Source organism: Psychrobacter nivimaris (assembly GCF_009812035.1).
GTDB classification, from domain to species: domain Bacteria; phylum Pseudomonadota; class Gammaproteobacteria; order Pseudomonadales; family Moraxellaceae; genus Psychrobacter; species Psychrobacter nivimaris.
Genome location: NZ_VZIZ01000011.1, coordinates 57306 through 74986, shown reverse-complemented (window position 1 = coordinate 74986; position 17681 = coordinate 57306). Strand labels below are relative to the sequence as shown.

At 40.7% G+C, this 17681-nt stretch carries 14 protein-coding genes; 10 read left to right on the top strand and 4 right to left on the bottom strand.

Annotated elements, in window-relative coordinates:
• Positions 1-272 precede the first annotated feature (272 nt).
• From lepA to FQV37_RS04935, 7 genes are all read left to right on the top strand, one after another.
• Positions 273-2072, top strand: coding sequence for a translation elongation factor 4 (gene lepA / locus FQV37_RS04965; protein WP_101204270.1), 1800 nt, complete (start codon positions 273-275; stop codon positions 2070-2072).
• Between the two features lie 102 nt (positions 2073-2174).
• Positions 2175-3077, top strand: coding sequence for a signal peptidase I (lepB, locus tag FQV37_RS04960; RefSeq protein WP_160021523.1), 903 nt, complete (start codon positions 2175-2177; stop codon positions 3075-3077).
• 131 nt (positions 3078-3208) lie between these two features.
• Positions 3209-3601 carry a DUF4845 domain-containing protein gene (locus FQV37_RS04955; RefSeq protein WP_240990948.1) on the top strand — a complete coding sequence of 131 codons (393 nt, stop codon included), beginning with the start codon at positions 3209-3211 and terminating at the stop codon, positions 3599-3601.
• 102 nt (positions 3602-3703) lie between these two features.
• Entirely contained in the window at positions 3704-4501 is a 798-nt protein-coding gene (gene rnc, locus FQV37_RS04950; RefSeq protein WP_160021522.1) for a ribonuclease III, read from the top strand.
• 346 nt (positions 4502-4847) lie between these two features.
• Positions 4848-5813, top strand: a complete 966-nt coding sequence (gene era / locus FQV37_RS04945; protein ID WP_227526679.1) for a GTPase Era — start codon at positions 4848-4850, stop codon at positions 5811-5813.
• A gap of 63 nt (positions 5814-5876) precedes the next feature.
• Positions 5877-6668: a DNA repair protein RecO gene (gene recO, locus FQV37_RS04940; protein WP_102078781.1), complete on the top strand. Its 792-nt coding sequence runs from the start codon at positions 5877-5879 to the stop codon at positions 6666-6668.
• Between the two features lie 67 nt (positions 6669-6735).
• Positions 6736-7509 (top strand): pyridoxine 5'-phosphate synthase, encoded by a 774-nt coding sequence (locus FQV37_RS04935; protein WP_160021520.1) that lies wholly within the window; start codon positions 6736-6738, stop codon positions 7507-7509.
• A 20-nt stretch (positions 7510-7529) separates the two neighbouring features.
• Here FQV37_RS04935 and FQV37_RS04930 read toward each other — a convergent pair whose 3' ends face one another.
• Positions 7530-8258 carry a GspH/FimT family pseudopilin gene (locus FQV37_RS04930; protein ID WP_160021519.1) on the bottom strand — a complete coding sequence of 243 codons (729 nt, stop codon included), beginning with the start codon at positions 8256-8258 and terminating at the stop codon, positions 7530-7532.
• Between the two features lie 584 nt (positions 8259-8842).
• Here FQV37_RS04930 and FQV37_RS04925 point away from each other — a divergent pair.
• The 3 genes from FQV37_RS04925 to mscL all read left to right on the top strand — a co-directional run bounded on the left by FQV37_RS04925 (position 8843) and on the right by mscL (position 13052).
• Positions 8843-10117, top strand: a complete 1275-nt coding sequence (locus FQV37_RS04925; RefSeq protein WP_160021518.1) for an OmpA family protein — start codon at positions 8843-8845, stop codon at positions 10115-10117.
• A gap of 349 nt (positions 10118-10466) precedes the next feature.
• Complete coding sequence (typA, locus tag FQV37_RS04920) at positions 10467-12317, top strand: translational GTPase TypA (protein ID WP_057758402.1); 1851 nt, start codon at positions 10467-10469, stop codon at positions 12315-12317.
• 279 nt (positions 12318-12596) lie between these two features.
• Positions 12597-13052 (top strand): large conductance mechanosensitive channel protein MscL, encoded by a 456-nt coding sequence (gene mscL, locus FQV37_RS04915; protein ID WP_057758404.1) that lies wholly within the window; start codon positions 12597-12599, stop codon positions 13050-13052.
• A gap of 114 nt (positions 13053-13166) precedes the next feature.
• Here the strand turns inward: mscL and FQV37_RS04910 are convergent, their stop codons facing one another.
• The 3 genes from FQV37_RS04910 to FQV37_RS04900 form a co-directional block, all read right to left on the bottom strand.
• Positions 13167-13607 (bottom strand): hypothetical protein, encoded by a 441-nt coding sequence (locus FQV37_RS04910; protein WP_160021517.1) that lies wholly within the window; start codon positions 13605-13607, stop codon positions 13167-13169.
• 290 nt (positions 13608-13897) lie between these two features.
• Complete coding sequence (gene mutM / locus FQV37_RS04905) at positions 13898-14839, bottom strand: bifunctional DNA-formamidopyrimidine glycosylase/DNA-(apurinic or apyrimidinic site) lyase (RefSeq protein WP_160021516.1); 942 nt, start codon at positions 14837-14839, stop codon at positions 13898-13900.
• A 55-nt stretch (positions 14840-14894) separates the two neighbouring features.
• On the bottom strand, positions 14895-17435 hold the full coding sequence (locus FQV37_RS04900) for a RelA/SpoT family protein (protein ID WP_160021515.1): 2541 nt from the start codon (positions 17433-17435) through the stop codon (positions 14895-14897).
• Between the last annotated feature and the right edge of the window lie 246 nt (positions 17436-17681).

The following is a 17681-nucleotide window of genomic DNA, read 5'->3' as shown; positions in this document are numbered from 1 at the left end:
GTTATCCTTTTTTAGCTTGTCATTTCATCTGTAAGTCACATCTCTTCTAACAAAATCGCCTTACTTTGCAGTGGAAAACTGCTAGAATACTCTTTTATGTCTACGCATAAGAGTTAATGTGCTTGGCTATAGGTTTTAGACGGTGGTATAAGCCCAATTGGCTTGTTATAACGGTTAACCTTGAAAGAAGTACAAGCACGTTATCAATTGCATCTGACAATATTTATTTTTTAGTTTTATTATTCTATCACCCTTAATTTAGTAGGCGCTTTGTGACTGCATTAGCCAATATTCGTAACTTTTCAATCATTGCCCACATTGATCATGGTAAGTCGACCCTTGCCGATCGTTTTATTCAGATGTGCGGTGCCTTGCAAGATCGCGAGATGCAGGCGCAGGTACTCGACTCAATGGATATTGAGCGTGAGCGCGGTATCACTATCAAAGCACAGTCAGTAACACTGTTTTATGATCATCCAAATGGTGAGCGCTATCAGCTTAACTTTATTGATACCCCGGGTCACGTCGACTTTTCATATGAAGTGTCGCGTTCATTAGCAGCTTGTGAAGGTGCGCTATTGGTTGTTGATGCCGCTCAAGGCGTAGAAGCGCAGTCAGTAGCCAATTGCTACACAGCCGTTGATCAAGGCTTAGAAGTCATGGCGGTGTTAAATAAGATTGATTTGCCACAAGTTGAGCCTGAACGCGTCATTCAAGAAATTGAAGATATTATCGGTATCGATGCCGTTGATGCACCGCGAGTATCAGCCAAATCTGGTCTTGGTGTTGATAAGCTGCTAGAAGCGCTGGTGGAGTTTATCCCGGCACCAACTGGTGACCGTGAAGCACCACTGCAAGCACTAATTATTGACTCTTGGTTCGATAATTATTTGGGCGTGGTCTCATTGGTACGGGTGCGTGAAGGTACTATACGTAAAGGTGACAAGTTATATATCAAATCGACTCAAGAGGCGCATCTGGTTGGCTCGATTGGTGTCTTTACGCCTAAGCCTGTAGATACGGGTGTTTTAGAAGCAGGGGAAGTCGGCTTTGTTATTGCGGGTATTAAGGATATTGCCGGAGCACCAGTAGGCGACACTATCACTCATGCTAAGACCCCTGATGTGGATCGTATCCCAGGTTTTAAACAAGTCACGCCACAAGTCTATTCTGGTATGTTCCCAGTAGATTCGAGTGATTTCGAAAAATTCCGTGAAGCTTTGCAAAAACTGCAAATTAACGATGCGTCGCTGTTTTTTGAGCCAGATACGTCGGATGCGCTTGGTTTTGGTTTCCGCTGTGGCTTCTTAGGTATGCTGCACATGGAGATTATCCAAGAGCGTCTAGAGCGTGAATATGATTTAGATTTGATTACTACAGCGCCCTCAGTTATTTACGAAATTGAGAAAAAGAACGGTGATGTAATCTATGTAGATAATCCGTCACATCTACCTGAGCCAAACAACATAGAAGAATTCCGTGAGCCAATTGCCCGCTGTCAGATTTTAGTACCGCAAGAATTCTTAGGCAATGTAATGACGCTATGTATTGAGCGTCGCGGCGTTCAGGTTGATATGCGTTTTATGGGTCGACAAGTACAGCTGATATTTGATATCCCAATGGGCGAAGTGGTTATGGATTTCTTTGATCGCCTAAAGTCAGTTTCACGTGGTTTTGCATCGTTAGACTATAACTTTGAGCGCTATCAAGCTGATAAATTGGTGAGAGTTGATGTACTAATCAATGGCGATAAAGTTGATGCCTTAGCGATGATCGTGCACGAAACCCAATCACGTTATCGTGGTAATGCCCTAGTTACTAAGATGAAAGAGTTGATTCCACGTCAAATGTTTGATGTCGCCATTCAAGCGGCTATCGGTAGCCAAATCATTGGTCGTAGTACGGTAAAAGCCATGCGTAAAGACGTATTAGCAAAATGCTATGGTGGCGATGTGTCACGTAAGAAAAAGCTACTGTCTAAGCAAAAAGCTGGTAAAAAACGTATGAAGCAAGTAGGTAACGTGGAAATTCCACAAGAAGCCTTCTTAGCTGTGTTGCAAGTTGATAGCTAATCGCTAAACGTAACCTAAGATAGTCATTGTAGATAACAGTCAAATGTAGTGAGTCTTATCGTAAAGGTGTTAGATAAGCCGCTCGTTAATAGGCAATTTGGTATGGATTTTGATTTTAATTTAATTTTAGTGCCGTTAACTATAGTCCTAGGAATTGTTTGGCTGTTAGATAAGCTAGCGCTCAAACAGCGCAAAACTCGTGGTCGAGGTCAAGAAGGCTTACTAGTTCGCTGGGCTTATGACTTTTTTCCTGTGTTAGCAGTGGTATTGATAGTACGCTCATTTTTAATTGAGCCTTTTAATATTCCATCATCGTCTATGGTGCCAACGCTATATACGGGTGACTTTATTGCTGTCAATAAGTACGCATATGGCGTGCGCCTGCCGTTAACCTACAATAAGGTGATAGATACTGGTGAACCTGAGCATGGTGATGTGGCAGTGTTTCGCTATCCTGAAAACCCGAGCATTTATTATATTAAACGCGTTATCGGTTTGCCTGGTGACACCGTAAGTTATAGTCAAGGCACGTTATCTATCAATGATGTACCTGTTGAGACTAAGTCTGTAGATTTCGCGGCAAATGCTGAATTGACTTCACAGTTATACTTACCAGGCCAGGTTGGTCCAGGTCAAGTGCTGACCGAAGAGAGTGCTTCTGCAATGGGTCAACAAGAAGAAGATGCGGCACAATATTTTGAAGAAGTACAAGGTGACAACAATCATCTCGTGCGCTATTTAGATGGCATGAACAGTTCACAGTACGCGCCATTTTTACAACAACAATCGCCAGAAGTGGTTGAGTCAGAAGGTACTGAGTGGCGCATTGACGTACCAGAAGGTCAGTATTTTGTGATGGGTGATAACCGAGATCGCAGTGCAGACGGTAGATTTTGGGGATTCGTTCCTGATGAAAACCTAGCAGGTAAGGCAGTTTATATTTGGATGCATAAACCACCTGGTCTTAACCTACCAACCTTTGAGCGTAATGGTACTATCAATTAAGGCGGTGTGATTGTTTATCGGTTGATTTGTTGACAATGGTTTTATGCTAATATCGTTGCTATCTAATAAATAGCTATTTATTATTTATACACTTATTCAAAATAGTCGTTTATCTTTAGAAGGATATCATAATGCAGCAATTATCTGGTTTGGCTATGCAGCGCGGCGCCAGTGTGACAAATGTTGTTCTCATTATTATGCTTTTGGGTATTGCGACTAAATTGACAGTAGCTATTGTACCAGCTCAAATTGGTGACTACCAACTGACCAAAGTATTAAGTGCGCAGCTAAAAGAAGCCAATAATAATAAAGAAACAGCCAAACAATTTGTTGAACGTGTCAACAAACAGTTATCTATCAATGCTGACTATGATACCAAGGCAGAAGAGGTATTTACCTTTACCGATAAAAAAACAGGTCAATTAGCTATCTATAAAGAATATGCAGTAACTAATAACTTTTTTAGCAATGTCGACATCGTAAACCGTTTCGAAGGTAACATCGAGATGGCAACAGCAGAGTAAGCCATCATAGTACGACATAGCGCTTTCATTATTTCATAAAATATATCAAATAATATTATTAAACTAAATCTGTCAAGCAGAAGGGATAACCACAAACCACGCATGAAACCAACTTCGCACCATTCCCAAGCGGCTTCTACTTCCCAAAAAAATAGTACATCTGTTGACACGCTTGTTGTTAGCTCGGAATTTATTCAGCGGTTAGCAGTATTAACGCGTAAGTTAGGCTACGAGTTCAATGACTTGAGTCTACCTAAACTTGCGTTAACGCATCGCTCATTTGATAGCAAAAAAAACTATGAGCGCCTAGAGTTTTTAGGTGATGCACTTTTAGGGATGATTGTGGGTGAAGCTTTATATCATCGTTATCCTAGTCAAAATGAAGGGCGCTTAACGCGTATGCGTGCGACATTGGTACGCCAAGAGTCGTTGGTAATTATCGCTCAAAATTTAGAGCTGTCTAACCATCTTATATTAGGAGTAGGTGAGCGCAAAGGTGGCGGTCGCAATCGTGCTTCTATACTGGCCGATGCCGTAGAGTCTCTAATTGGTGCTATCTATTTAGACAGCCAAGATATGGATATTACTCGCAAATGTGTTCTCTCTTGGTATGGTGATCTGATTGATAATGTCAATGACCAAAAAGCGCTGAAGGACGCCAAGAGTCGGTTACAAGAGTGGCTACAATCTAAGCAGTTTGACTTGCCCAACTACGAACTCATGGAAACGCGTGGTAATGCACCGCATCAAATTTTCGTTGTACGTTGCCATGTCAATATCAATAATTGCCCTGATATTACTGAATCTGGTGAGAGCCGCCGTATTGCTGAACAGAAAGCAGCAGAGCTTATGATTAACCAATTACATAAATTGCCAGGATCTGCCAAAAAACGTGTATAGCCGACATCCATAAACGCGTTTTTAGATGCATAGTATCTGTTTAGACTGGTTTATAACTTGGCAAACATACATTAAAACTACCTCACATATTATTCATTTTAAAACTTTAAATGTTTCTAGCCCGTTTTTAATGGTGACTAAATAAATTTACCATCAAAGACTGTTCGGCTAGTCACAAACCCTATAGGATTAACTTATGAGCAATCATACTGATTTGCCATCAAACAATGAAGACAGCACCCAAAATTTGGGTGAGAATACAGATATTGATTTAAGCCAAAACAATATCGAAGTTACCGAAGAGATTCATGCTATTGATGCAGAAGATATTGCATTAGACAATGATATGGCTATTGAAGAGTTTTTTGCGCCAAGTGGTAATACTCGGATGGCTGATGATTTTAGAGCAGGTTATGTGGCCATTGTTGGACGACCAAATGTGGGCAAGTCAACTTTGATGAATCACTTATTGGGTCAAAAGTTGTCTATCACTTCACGCAAACCACAAACCACCCGTCATCGTATTCATGGCATTTTGTCAAACCATGAAATGCAAGCGGTGTTTGTTGATACACCAGGTATTCACCGTAACGAAGTACGTGCTATTAACGAACGTATGAATAAAGCGGCGGTATCGGCGTTAGTAGATGTAGATTTAGTACTGTTTGTTGTCGATTCAGATCAATGGCGTGACGATGATTTATTGACCTTGCAAAAGCTCGGTGAGACCAATCTAACAGTCGTATTGGTTATTAATAAGTCAGATACTCTAAAAGATAAAGGCAGCGTGCTACCACTTATCGAAACTTTCAACGATAGTTTCGATTTTGCTGATATCGTTCCTGTATCTGCACTAAAAAATCAAAACTTAGATCGTTTGCAAGAAGTGATTGCCTCACATTTACCAGTCGCTGCGCCTATTTACGATACAGAACAAATCACAGATCGCTCTGAGCGATTTTTAGCCAGTGAAATCATTCGCGAAAAAATCATGCGTAGTGCGGGTGATGAAGTGCCATATGATTTAACGGTACAGATTGATGAGTTTAAAGACGAACCTGCACATACTGATCCAAAAACAGGGCGTCCACGCAAAGCTTGTACTTTCATCGATGCGACTATCTATGTTGAACGTGGTGGTCAAAAAGCCATCGTTATCGGTGATAAAGGCCAGCGTATCAAACAAGTTGGTATGGATGCTCGTAAAGATATGGAGCAGTTGTTTGGTAAAAAAATCATGTTAACTTTGTGGGTCAAAGTGAAACGTGGTTGGTCTGATGATGAGCGTGCGTTGACCAGTTTGGGCTATTGATAGCGGTTAAGAACGAACGCTTCAAAAGCACTGTCTGCCTTTTAGCTATTTAGGTAATAAAAAATGCGTAATGAAGCGCTCGTCGGGTATTTATTGCATCAGCGTCCTTATCAGGAAAAGCGCGCTTTGTATTATCTTTTTTCTCAACAACACGGTGTGATACATGGTGTTGGGAAAAAAGGCGCGCCATTATTTATGCCGTTACAGCTTTTTGCTACTGGCAAACGCGATCTAAAAACCTTTAGTCAAATTAATATTGCTTCGCAAGATACAACTCAAGCTGATAGCGTTCAAAAAGACGGTGTTCAAAAAGATAGTAAATCTGCTGTCTTAGAAGCCGTACCTTACGCCAATATCAGCGGTCAACATCAATATGCTGCACTATATATAAATGAGATTCTGTGGCGGCTGTTACCTACTGAAGACCCAATTCCTGTATTGTGGCAGCATTATCAAATCAGTCTACAACAACTCAAACAGCCCTTAAGTAATAGCGAGCTTCGTCTCTGTCTACGTCAGTTTGAGCAGTATCTATTTACCGAGTTAGGATTCACTTTAACGTTAACGCATGACAACGTTGAAGATCCCATCGAGTATGATTGTACTTACCGCTTTTTACCGGATGTAGGTTTGCTCCCTGTATTAGTACATAATGAAGAATCTGAGCATTTAGCCAGTGAGTCTGGACAGACCGTCTTTAAGGGTGCAGATATCATAGAAATGGCACGTTTAGGTATTACTGAACAGACGCTGAGCCATTGGTCAAAACTACATCGACATCTTATTGATCATTTGCTTGATTATCAGCCGCTACAAAGTCGTCTGTTATGGCAGCAACAGCAGCGTTATCAATAACTGCATTCTCAAATATCATCGTAGTATCAACTATATAAGTTAGGCTTAATTGTCCAAAGGATTTTTTATGAGTATCTCTGTATCTACCTCATCTGAAAGCAGTTCAAAAAAACCTTTGCTAGGCGTGAATATTGATCATGTGGCAACATTGCGTCAAGCGCGCGGTGTGAGTTATCCAAGTCCTTTGGCTGCTGCATTATTGTGCGAAAAGGCAGGAGCAGATGGTATCACTATACATCTACGTGAAGATCGTCGTCATATACAAGATGCGGATGTTTATGAAATGGCAGGGCAGTTGTCGACGAGAATGAACCTAGAGATGGCAGCAACTGATGAGATGCTTGCAATTGCCTGCGAAGTTAAACCTTTTTGGGTATGTCTAGTACCTGAAAAGCGTGCAGAGTTAACGACAGAGGGTGGTCTCGATGTTGCAGGGCAAGTCACGTCTCTAAAAGAGTATGTTCATAAACTACAAGCCTCTAATATTAAAGTTTCTTTGTTTATTGATCCTGATGACAAGCAGATTGCAGCCGCGATAGAGTGTGGTGCAGACGCGGTAGAGTTGCATACGGGTGCTTATGCCGAAGCAGGATTAGCAAATGATACTGACGCACAGTTGGCTGAACTTAAAAGAATTGAACAAGCAGTAGCTACAGCACAGAGCATAGACGATAAATTGCTTATTAACGCAGGTCATGGTTTAACGTGTGACAATGTTAATGCTATTGCAAAGATTGATGGTATCTATGAGTTAAATATTGGTCACGCACTTATTGCAGATGCGGTCTTCGTAGGACTAGAAAGCGCTGTGACAATGATGAAAGAGGCCATGCATAAATAGGTTTGCATATACGGCATCTATTACCCATTACATTTCGTAGGGTGGTCTACGTTAAGTTTATGTTTGACGATACCGGATTGGTTAAAAGAGATTTGGTACATTGATTTATTATAAGAAGAGGTAGGGCAATATTTTATATGACCGAAGTGTCCTCGTGGTCTGCCACTATCACCCCAAAATTTAGTATAGTGACGCCTACCGCCAACTCTTAATTTCACTGTACTATATCTTAGGTTTAAGGATTGCTGAGTTAATAAGGTATCTACTTGAGAATCAAAATGCTTGTTGTTATTTTTATCTACGAATAGCAGAAGTGTTTTATCACTATTCCTATGGCACTGCTGTGCATCATTCGATAAACAAACCAAGACATCCTGCCGACTTATGTAACTTTCAGCCTTTGCTAATGATAAGGTACTCTCTAGTTGATGCTTGACACGTTGGGCTTCCATTCGTGCTAAGTGCGTTAAGATACTTGGCGCTGCAATAGCTGCGATAATTCCCAATACCATTGTCGTCACAGTTAGCTCAACGAGAGTAAAGCCGTTTGATTGCTTAGCATTTAAAATATTATCGTTTTGAAGGAGTGGTTTCCTATAAATGACAAACTTCAATAGTTTATTGAATAACCTAGATGCAATAGCTAATAAATTATCAATTCCATACCTGCCGTTTTTACAAATAGGTAAACAAAAGGTAAAAATGGCTATTCTCTTATAATGGGCCAGTACCTTACTAAGTAAGTTCATAATGCGCTACATCCTATAGCTGTTTATCTTTGAAGTAAAAAACAACGTCTCACACACCCTTGTGTTGACTATCTTTTAAGCTAACCAATTGTCTAAATTCTTTAGACTTTCTCTTATTCCACTGTATATAAGACAGATGTAATTGCTAATTACTTGATTTTCAGAAGAATATTGGTTTTTTACAATATATATGTAATATATAGCGACTGTCAAAAAATGTTTCAATTAGTGAAAGAACGATATTAGCAATAGAGAAAAAATTCTAATTGTAATAAAATGCTTCAAGAAAATAGCTATCAATGGACTACTCATCTATCGCAAACTGATGTGTAAAAGATAAGAAGCGTAAGGTGTGTTAGTTCTGGGTAACTTAGACTGTTTACTGTGTTTTAGTTACAACATTATCGTGTAATAATGTGTAGCTCGTTAACGAAAAAAGTTGTAAACTGAATTAATAATCGCTAAGCTACTCCTTAATTGGTTTTGCTTTGTAACTTAAAATGCGTAAGAGATGTCTATCTTAGTACGTCTTGAGAATCGGTTTTGCTTAATGCATCACTAAAATTATCCTTTGGAGGAAGTCCATGAAATTGAATAAAATAGCTCTAGCCCTTGTTGCTGTAGCGGCTGCACCGATGGCAGCTAATGCTGGTGTTACTATCAGCCCATTGTTACTTGGTTATCACATGACTGAAGAATTCAGTGATACCTCTGACAAGCAGCGTGAAGTTCTTACTACTGGTAAGAATCTGCAAAACAATACAGATCGTGCCGGTAACGACAACGGTGGCGTAGCTAAAGAAAGTGGCTTATACACTGGTGCAGCACTAGGTATCGAACTTACTCCTTCTACTCAGTTCCAAGTAGAATATGGCGTATCTGATGCTAATGGCGAGGCTTCTGAAGATTCAGCGAAGTCTGGCGCTAACCGTTTTGACATCGAACAAGAAATGATTTCTGGTAACTTCTTGATCGGTACTGAAGAATTCACTGGTTACACTGATAGCGCACTTAAGCCATATGTACTAGTAGGTGCTGGTCAGTCTAAAATCAAAGTAGAGAACCAAGAACAGTATACTAACTCTAACGGTGAAGTAGTTGCTGCTGGTACTGAAGTATCAAATTCTAAAGACACTATTGGTAACCTAGGTCTAGGTGCTATGTATCGCATCAATGACGCGCTAAGCCTACGTGGTGAAGCTCGTGCGATTCATAACTTTGACAACAATTGGTGGGAAGGCATGGCTTTAGCCGGTCTAGAAGTAGTACTAGGTGGCCATCTAGCACCTACAGTAGCAGTACCACCTATGCAAGAGCCAGTAGTTGACAACACTCCAGTAGTCCTTGTTGAAGCTGATCTTGATTCTGACGGTGATGGCGTACCTGATAGCATCGATGCATGTCCAGGCACTCCAATGAACGTTGTAGTTGATGAGCGCGGTTGCCCAGTACCAGTAGACATTACTGACGAACTGAAAATGGAACTACGTGTATTCTTTGATAACGACAAGTCAGCTATCAAAAACCAGTACAAGCCAGAAATCGCTAAAGTAGCAGAGAAGATGCGTGAGTATCCTAACTCTACCGCTCGTGTAGAAGGTCATGCTTCTAAGACTGGTCCTTCAGCACGTTATAACCAACGTCTATCTGAAGCTCGTGCCGTTGCTGTTAAATCTATGCTAACTAACGAATTCGGTATTGCTCCAAACCGTCTATCAACTGTAGGCTATGGTTACAACAACCCAATCGCTTCAAACGACACTGAAGAAGGTCGTGCTATGAACCGTCGTGTTTATGCCATCATCACTGGTGACAAAACAATGACTGTTGAACAAACTAAAGATATGGTTGTTCAATAAGTATTAGCAAAATAACCGTATAGTTAAATATACAGTTACAAAAAAAGCCACCCAATGGGTGGCTTTTTTTTATTTATGTATTGAGAAAAGTGAGTTATTACATAAATTTATGAATCAATAATGTTATACTAGCCACCCAAACATTCTGTAAATTAGCAGTATGTACATTAGCATAGCAATCTGTATGATGAATTCGTCAGTATAGATATTTGATTGTATTGAACTTTTTTATTTGATAGCATTCTTTTCTGCGTCATCTTAGATTCAATATCTATCTGATTGATGATGAAAGTTTATTCAGCAGCGCTTACTGCTACTGCATTTTTTTAAGACGAAACGAGCATTTTATATGGCGAACGATATCAAACACCTGCGTAACATTGCAATTATTGCCCACGTTGACCACGGTAAGACAACTTTGGTTGATAAGTTATTACATCAGTCTGGTACTTTTGGCGACCGTGCAAACATTGCTGAGCGTGCAATGGACTCAGGTGATATTGAGCAAGAACGTGGTATTACCATTTTGGCTAAAAACACAGCTATCCGCTGGACAGATAAAACTTCAGAAACTGAATACCGTATCAACATTGTTGACACCCCAGGTCACGCCGATTTCGGTGGTGAAGTTGAGCGTGTAATGTCTATGGTTGATTGCGTACTTTTGGTTGTTGACGCTGTTGATGGCCCAATGCCTCAGACTCGTTTTGTGACGCAAAAAGCATTCGAACAAGGTCTAAAGCCGATCGTTGTTATTAACAAAATCGATCGTCCTGGCTCACGTCCTGATTGGGTAATGGATCAAATCTTTGATTTGTTTGATAACCTAGGTGCAAACGATGAGCAGCTTGATTTCCCAGTTGTTTATGCTTCAGCATTGAACGGTATCGCAGGTTTAGAAGCAGATGATTTAGCTGACGACATGACCCCATTGTTCAAAACTATCGTTGACGTTGTTCAGCCTCCACAGGTTGATGCTGACGCTCCGTTCCGTATGCAAATCTCAAGCCTTGATTACAACAGCTTCGTTGGTGTAATCGGTATTGGCCGTATTCAACGTGGTAAAGTTAAACTTAACACGCCAGTGACTGTCATTGATAAGCATGGCAAAACGCGTAACGGTCGTATCTTAAAAATCATGGGTTACCATGGTCTTGATCGTATTGACGTTGAAGATGCACAAGCAGGTGATATCGTTTGTATCACAGGTATCGATGCGCTAAATATCTCTGATACTATTTGTGATCCTAACAACGTTGAAGCACTACCAGCACTAACGGTAGATCAACCTACAGTATCTATGAACTTCCAAGTAAATAATTCACCATTTGCTGGTCGTGAAGGTAAGTTTGTGACTTCACGTAACATTCGTGAGCGTCTTGAGCGTGAGTTGATTCATAACGTAGCATTGCGTGTAGAAGACACTGAGTCTCCTGACAAATTTAAAGTATCAGGCCGTGGTGAGCTTCATTTATCAGTACTTATCGAAAACATGCGCCGTGAAGGTTTTGAGCTAGGTGTTTCTGGTCCAGAAGTTATCGTTAAAGAAGTTGATGGTAAGCTACAAGAGCCGTATGAAAACGTTGTCTTCGATATCGAAGAAGAGCATCAAGGTTCTATCATGGAGCAAGTTGGTCTACGCAAAGGCGAGATGACTAACATGGAGCTGGACGGTAAAGGCCGTATGCGTATCGAGGCAACCATACCAGCGCGTGGCTTGATCGGTTTCCGTTCTGAGTTCCTAACCCTGACTTCAGGTAGTGGTATTATGACCTCGAGCTTCTCACATTACGGTCCACAGAAGATCGGTGATGTTGGTGGTCGTTCTAATGGCGTATTGGTTTCTATGGCAAATGGTACTTGCCTAGGTTTTGCTCTATTTAACCTACAGAAACGCGGTAAGTTGTTTGCTGAACCACAGCTTGAAGTTTATGAAGGTATGATTGTTGGTCTTAACTCTCGTAACGATGATATGACTGTTAACCCGACGACTGCTAAACAGTTAACCAACGTACGTGCTAGTGGTACTGACGAAGCATTGACGTTGACGCCAGCAGTGAAGTTCACTCTTGAGCAAGCGCTTGAATTTATTCAAGACGATGAGCTAGTCGAAGTAACGCCAAAAGCGGTACGTATTCGTAAGCGCTACTTGACTGAAAGTGAGCGTAAACGTCACGGCCGTGGTAAAAAAGGTGCTTAATATCAATAATTGAATTACTTAGTGATTCATAGTATTGATATTTGACGCGAACACTTAGTGTCAGTAGTTTTACTGGCACTGAGTGATTCAAAAATGAGCAGTATAAGGTGAGCTATTAGTGTTTGACTTTATACTGCTTTTTTTTATGTTGTAATCTTGGAAAAATACAGACAGAATGAATAGTGGTATTAATGTATTCAATTATTAACATGAAAGCTAGATGTGATACTAACTATATAAATATCTATTGGTTTATAGATAAATTTTGAGGAAAAAACAATGAGTATGGTTTCAGAGTTTAAAGAGTTCGCTGTCAAAGGTAATGTGATGGATTTGGCAGTCGGTGTCATCATCGGCGGGGCTTTTGCTACCATCACAAAATCTTTGGTAGATGATATTATTATGCCAATTGTCGCTTTTATTTTTGGCGGCGAGATTAATTTTGAAAACATGTTCTTAGTTTTAGGTGATGCACCTGATGGTATTGCTATGACTTATGATGCGCTCAAAGAAGCAGGTGTACCTGTGTTGGCTTACGGTAGTTTTATTACCGTACTTATTAACTTCTTAATTTTAGCTTTCATCATCTTTATGATGGTGAGAGGTGTCAATAAAATGCGCCGTGCTGAAGAGGTGGAGGAAGTTATAGAAGAAGCAGTAGAAGAGCCATCAGAAGAAGTGAAGTTGCTGCGTGAAATCAGTGCTAAATTAAGTAATACCAGTATTACGAAATAAATTATCAAATCGTTGACAATAAAAAAGGCTAACTTCTCGAGTTAGCCTTTTTTTCTATGAAATAGTCACAGTTATTTTTGTAAACTATTTGGTGTGCCTACTAAAAGCAAATTGTTACGGAGTAACCACTACATAGTCATTGGTGTTAATCAGAATTTCTGATGGTTGATCGACAAGGATACGTACTACGTTATTATCAACAACTTGAGATTTATAATAGTTGTCTTCTGCAACTGTGCAGCCTAAACAACGTCCCATCGCATTCCAAGGTTCAACAAATAGCTTCTGCTGTGCTTGATCTGCATTACCACCAATAAGTGAGAAAGGTAGGCTTACGATATAAGCTGCTGTTCCAGCTACCGCATTAACGAGTTGAAGTGGTTTGCCAACAATCGTATCGACTACCATCTTTTCATATGAAGGACCGAAATCAGTTTCATCAATTTCTATGGCTGCAAAAGTAGGTTGAATAGTCGCAGCTACCAATCCTAAAGTTGCCAATACAGTAAAAAATCTCTGCTTAACTGTGCGTTGAGTTTTTGCTTTAACAGTCATAACGATATCCTGAAACTCATAGTAGTATGATTAATGGCTGCTGCTATCTTCACGCAGGAATCTTGCGGCAACGATAGGCAGGTATAGTATTACAGAAAAATAAATGATACGCACTATTTATGTAAGCGCTAGCACTATTAAAGCAAGATGTGCGCTAATAAGCAACAAAAATGAGAATAATCTAGTTATAGCTTTGGCAGTATTTGATACTTTTAAAAATAGATACTCTGCCCAGATATTAGCTTCATTTAATCTAAATATACCATAAGCAGATAGATATCATTTATTAGCTATTTTAACGGCTGACAATTTGGACAATAAACACTGGCTCTACCAGTAAGCTTGATGTTTTCTAGCGTCGTACTACAATGCAGACAGCTCTCTCCTTGTCTACCATACACATTTAAGGTTTGCTGAAAGTAACCAGTTTGACCACTTGCTACTGTGAAATCCCGTAGTGTCGAACCGCCTAATTTTATCGCTTTCTTTAAAATTTCTTTAATATGACTCACTAAAATGACAATCTGATCGTATGAAATTTGATTGGCTGGTGTAGCAGGGTGGATGCCGGACAAGTACAGACTTTCAGTCGCATAGATATTGCCAACCCCAACCACGACTTCTTGTTCCATGATGACAGATTTAATCGCTCGGGAGATGGGTTTTAGTCGTTTGTTTGCTTTAGTATTATCTGTCGATGACCCATTGCCATCTTGGCTAGATAAATCTATACGCTGGATTAAACTGTACAAATAGTCTGCGGTAAAATCTTTTGAAAGAGGCTCAGGACCTAGATGATCTAGTAGTTTATTGCCGTAATCCTCATGCCATAGTACTGAACCAAAGCGTCTTGGATCATAGTAATGTAGCTGAGACTTTTTATTAGCAGCATCATTAAAAACGACGACCAGATGATCATGTTTACGTTTATCAGTACCATAGCTGTGCTGTTGTAAGCTACCTGACATCCCTAAGTGGATAAGAAGCTGACGTGGTTCAACTTTGCTGGCTGACATGGGAGCATTATTCAGTGCAGCTACTGGCATAAAATTAAGAATCAGATACTTTGCTCGGCGCTCGACACTCTCCAATGTGTAATTAATTAACTCGTCCAAGTTACCTGGCATCATCCATCGCAGCTTTGGTTGAAATACTTTAACATCAACGACCTGTTGCCCAAACAATGGAGCAAGACTGGCTTTAGTGGTTTCTACTTCAGGTAATTCAGGCATAGTATTTTTTGACAACTCTATTGTGGAATAAACAACGACTGGCTTAAGGTTTTATTTACACGACTGCACGGCGTGCGTGCAAAATACCATGTTGCTGCTCTAATTTTGCGAGCAGCTTAGATAGATGCGCTAGGCCTGAGACTTCAATATGGAACTTTAAAAAAGCAATATTGTCGTCATTACTTAACGTTTGAACTTGGCGAATATTGACGTTTTCTTTATCAATTATCTGTGTCAAATCACGTAGCAAACCGCGTCTGTCATATGCTTCGACATGAATATCAACAGGCTGATAACGACCAATCTGTACTTGCCAAGCGGCTTCTATCTTGCGCTCAGGATCACGCTCGACCAGACGTAAGTACTCTGGGCAGCCTCGATTATGCACGCTAACGCCACGCGATAAAGTGATGTAGCCAGCTATCGGTTCGCCATGCACAGGATGACAACAACCTGCCAAATTGATTTCGATATTATCCAAACCATCGATATGGATTTTATACGCATCGAGCTTACCTGTATCTCTGTTATCTACATGAGGTACAAAGTTCTCTGGTGGTATCTCAGGTTCAAGGTGTAGCTGACGAGAGATATGACTGGTTAACTGATTAAGGCCAATATCACCTGTCACCAGCCCTACAATAATATCGTCGGTCGTATTGACATGAAAATGCTGAATATAGTCGTTCAGATCAATACTATTAGGATGAACAGATAGGCGCTCAAGCTCTTTACTGAGCATTTGGCGACCTATTTCAATATTCTTATCACGGTCTTGCTTATTGAACCACTGGCGCAGTTTTGAACGGGCGCGATTGGTATGAATATAACCTAACGAGGCTACCAACCAATCACGATTGGGCTCACGCGATGCCTTAGTAATAATCTCAACTTGCTCACCTGTTTTCAACTGATAGGTCAGTGGCACATAACGCTGATTGACGCGGGCTGCCTGCGCACGGTTGCCAACTTGAGTATGCACATAGTAGGCAAAATCGAGAACGGTCGCGCCTTTTGGTAGCTCAGTAATATCACCGTCACGGCTAAAGATATAAATACGTTCTAGTTCATCAAAATCAACAAGTTGTTCTTCTTCGTCAAACTCGATATCGTCTATCTCTTCGCCCGCTACCACAGCTGAGCGTGGTTGATTACGTGTCTCATTGTTGATAGATAATAATTGGCGTAGTGAGCTGATTCTTTGATTCAGATAATTGTCTTTCTTATTCTTTAGACCTTCTTTGTAGTTAACGTGCGCACACATGCCAAGCTCGGCCTCAAAGTGCATCTCATGAGTACGAATTTGAACTTCCAGTGATTTATTTTCTGCAATTACAGCCGTATGTAGCGAGCGATAGCCATTGGACTTAGGGTTAGTAATATAGTCATCAAACTGCTCAGGAATATAACGCCATAAGCCATGTACTAGGCCTAAAACGTGATAACAGTCAGAAGGGCTATTAACCAAGACACGTAAAGCGCGAATGTCATAAAGCTGATCGAAAGATAAGCCTTTGAGCTTCATTTTTCGATAGATAGAGTAGATATGTTTGACGCGACCAGATACTTCGCCTTCAATACTGGCATCTGCTAGTGATTCATTTAATTTGTCTTGTACGCGCTGAATATAGGACTCGCGTTCGCTACGTTTTTCTGACAGCAGCTTAGCAATTTCTTTGTAGCGGTCAGGCGCAAGATAACGGAAAGCTAAATCTTCGAGCTCCCATTTTAACTGTGCAATACCTAAACGATGGGCTAATGGCGCATAAATAGTCATGACTTCACGTGCGACACGCGTTTGACGCTCTGGCCTAGAAAACGTCAATTCACGCATGGCGAAAGTACGTTCAGCCAGTTTTATCAGTACCACGCGCACGTCGTTGGTGACAGAGATGAGCATGCTATAAATATTTGATAGCTGATCACGTTGATTATTGACGAAATGGTCTTCTAAGCGCTTGTTGCTTTCGATAATCTCCGACAGTTTACCCATTGCAAGGGTATCTTTCACAAGCGTCAAAATATCTGGACCAAAGTTTTTTTCAACTTCAGCGAGACTGATGATTGATTTGCGCGCACTGCGATACAGCATGGCCGCGACCAATGCGTCTTCATCTTGATAAAGATAGGTCAAAATATCAGTCATACCAATACCGGTCACATAAGCACCTGAACGCTCAGATTCACTGGTATTCATATGACTGCGAATAAACTCGCAAGCTGCACTTAGGTTGGGTACTGACTCTTGTCCAATACGCTTGGCCACATTATCTAGCCAAGTAGGTACGTCGATGTTGGCGTGGTGGTCTAAGTCGACCGCCTCAAGCTCATCGTTTGATAGCGCATTGGTATCATCCAAATACTCGTCTTCAGTGTGAGGGTCATGCAAATGATAAGTGTGTGCAGCTGAGCGATCAAAAGTAGTATGTAGCTTGTGGGTTGCCAACTGGTATTTGATGTCGAGGGGAATTTGGGCATAGCTATTGGCTGACTGGTGAGAGCGTTGGCTCGCCACCAGTTGTGCCGCAAGTGTTGCACTATCGGCCTGAGTGGTCTGTCCATCCACCAGCGGTAATCCTTCACGAATTTTTACCATAGCCGACTCCTCTTAGCTATTTTGAATTGATTATAACCTCATCTACTATGCACACACTCTGAATTAACGATCCATAAAGCGTCAGCTATAAACCAATACAACTGCTAAAAATGTTATTTTTAGCAGCTATAAAATGCGCGTAAAATATATAAAGCTATGAGTGCAAATGCTTGCTATGTAGCGATTGGAAACATCATCAAAAACATAGGAAGATTGTTTACTATTATCTCATTTTAAAGTGACAAA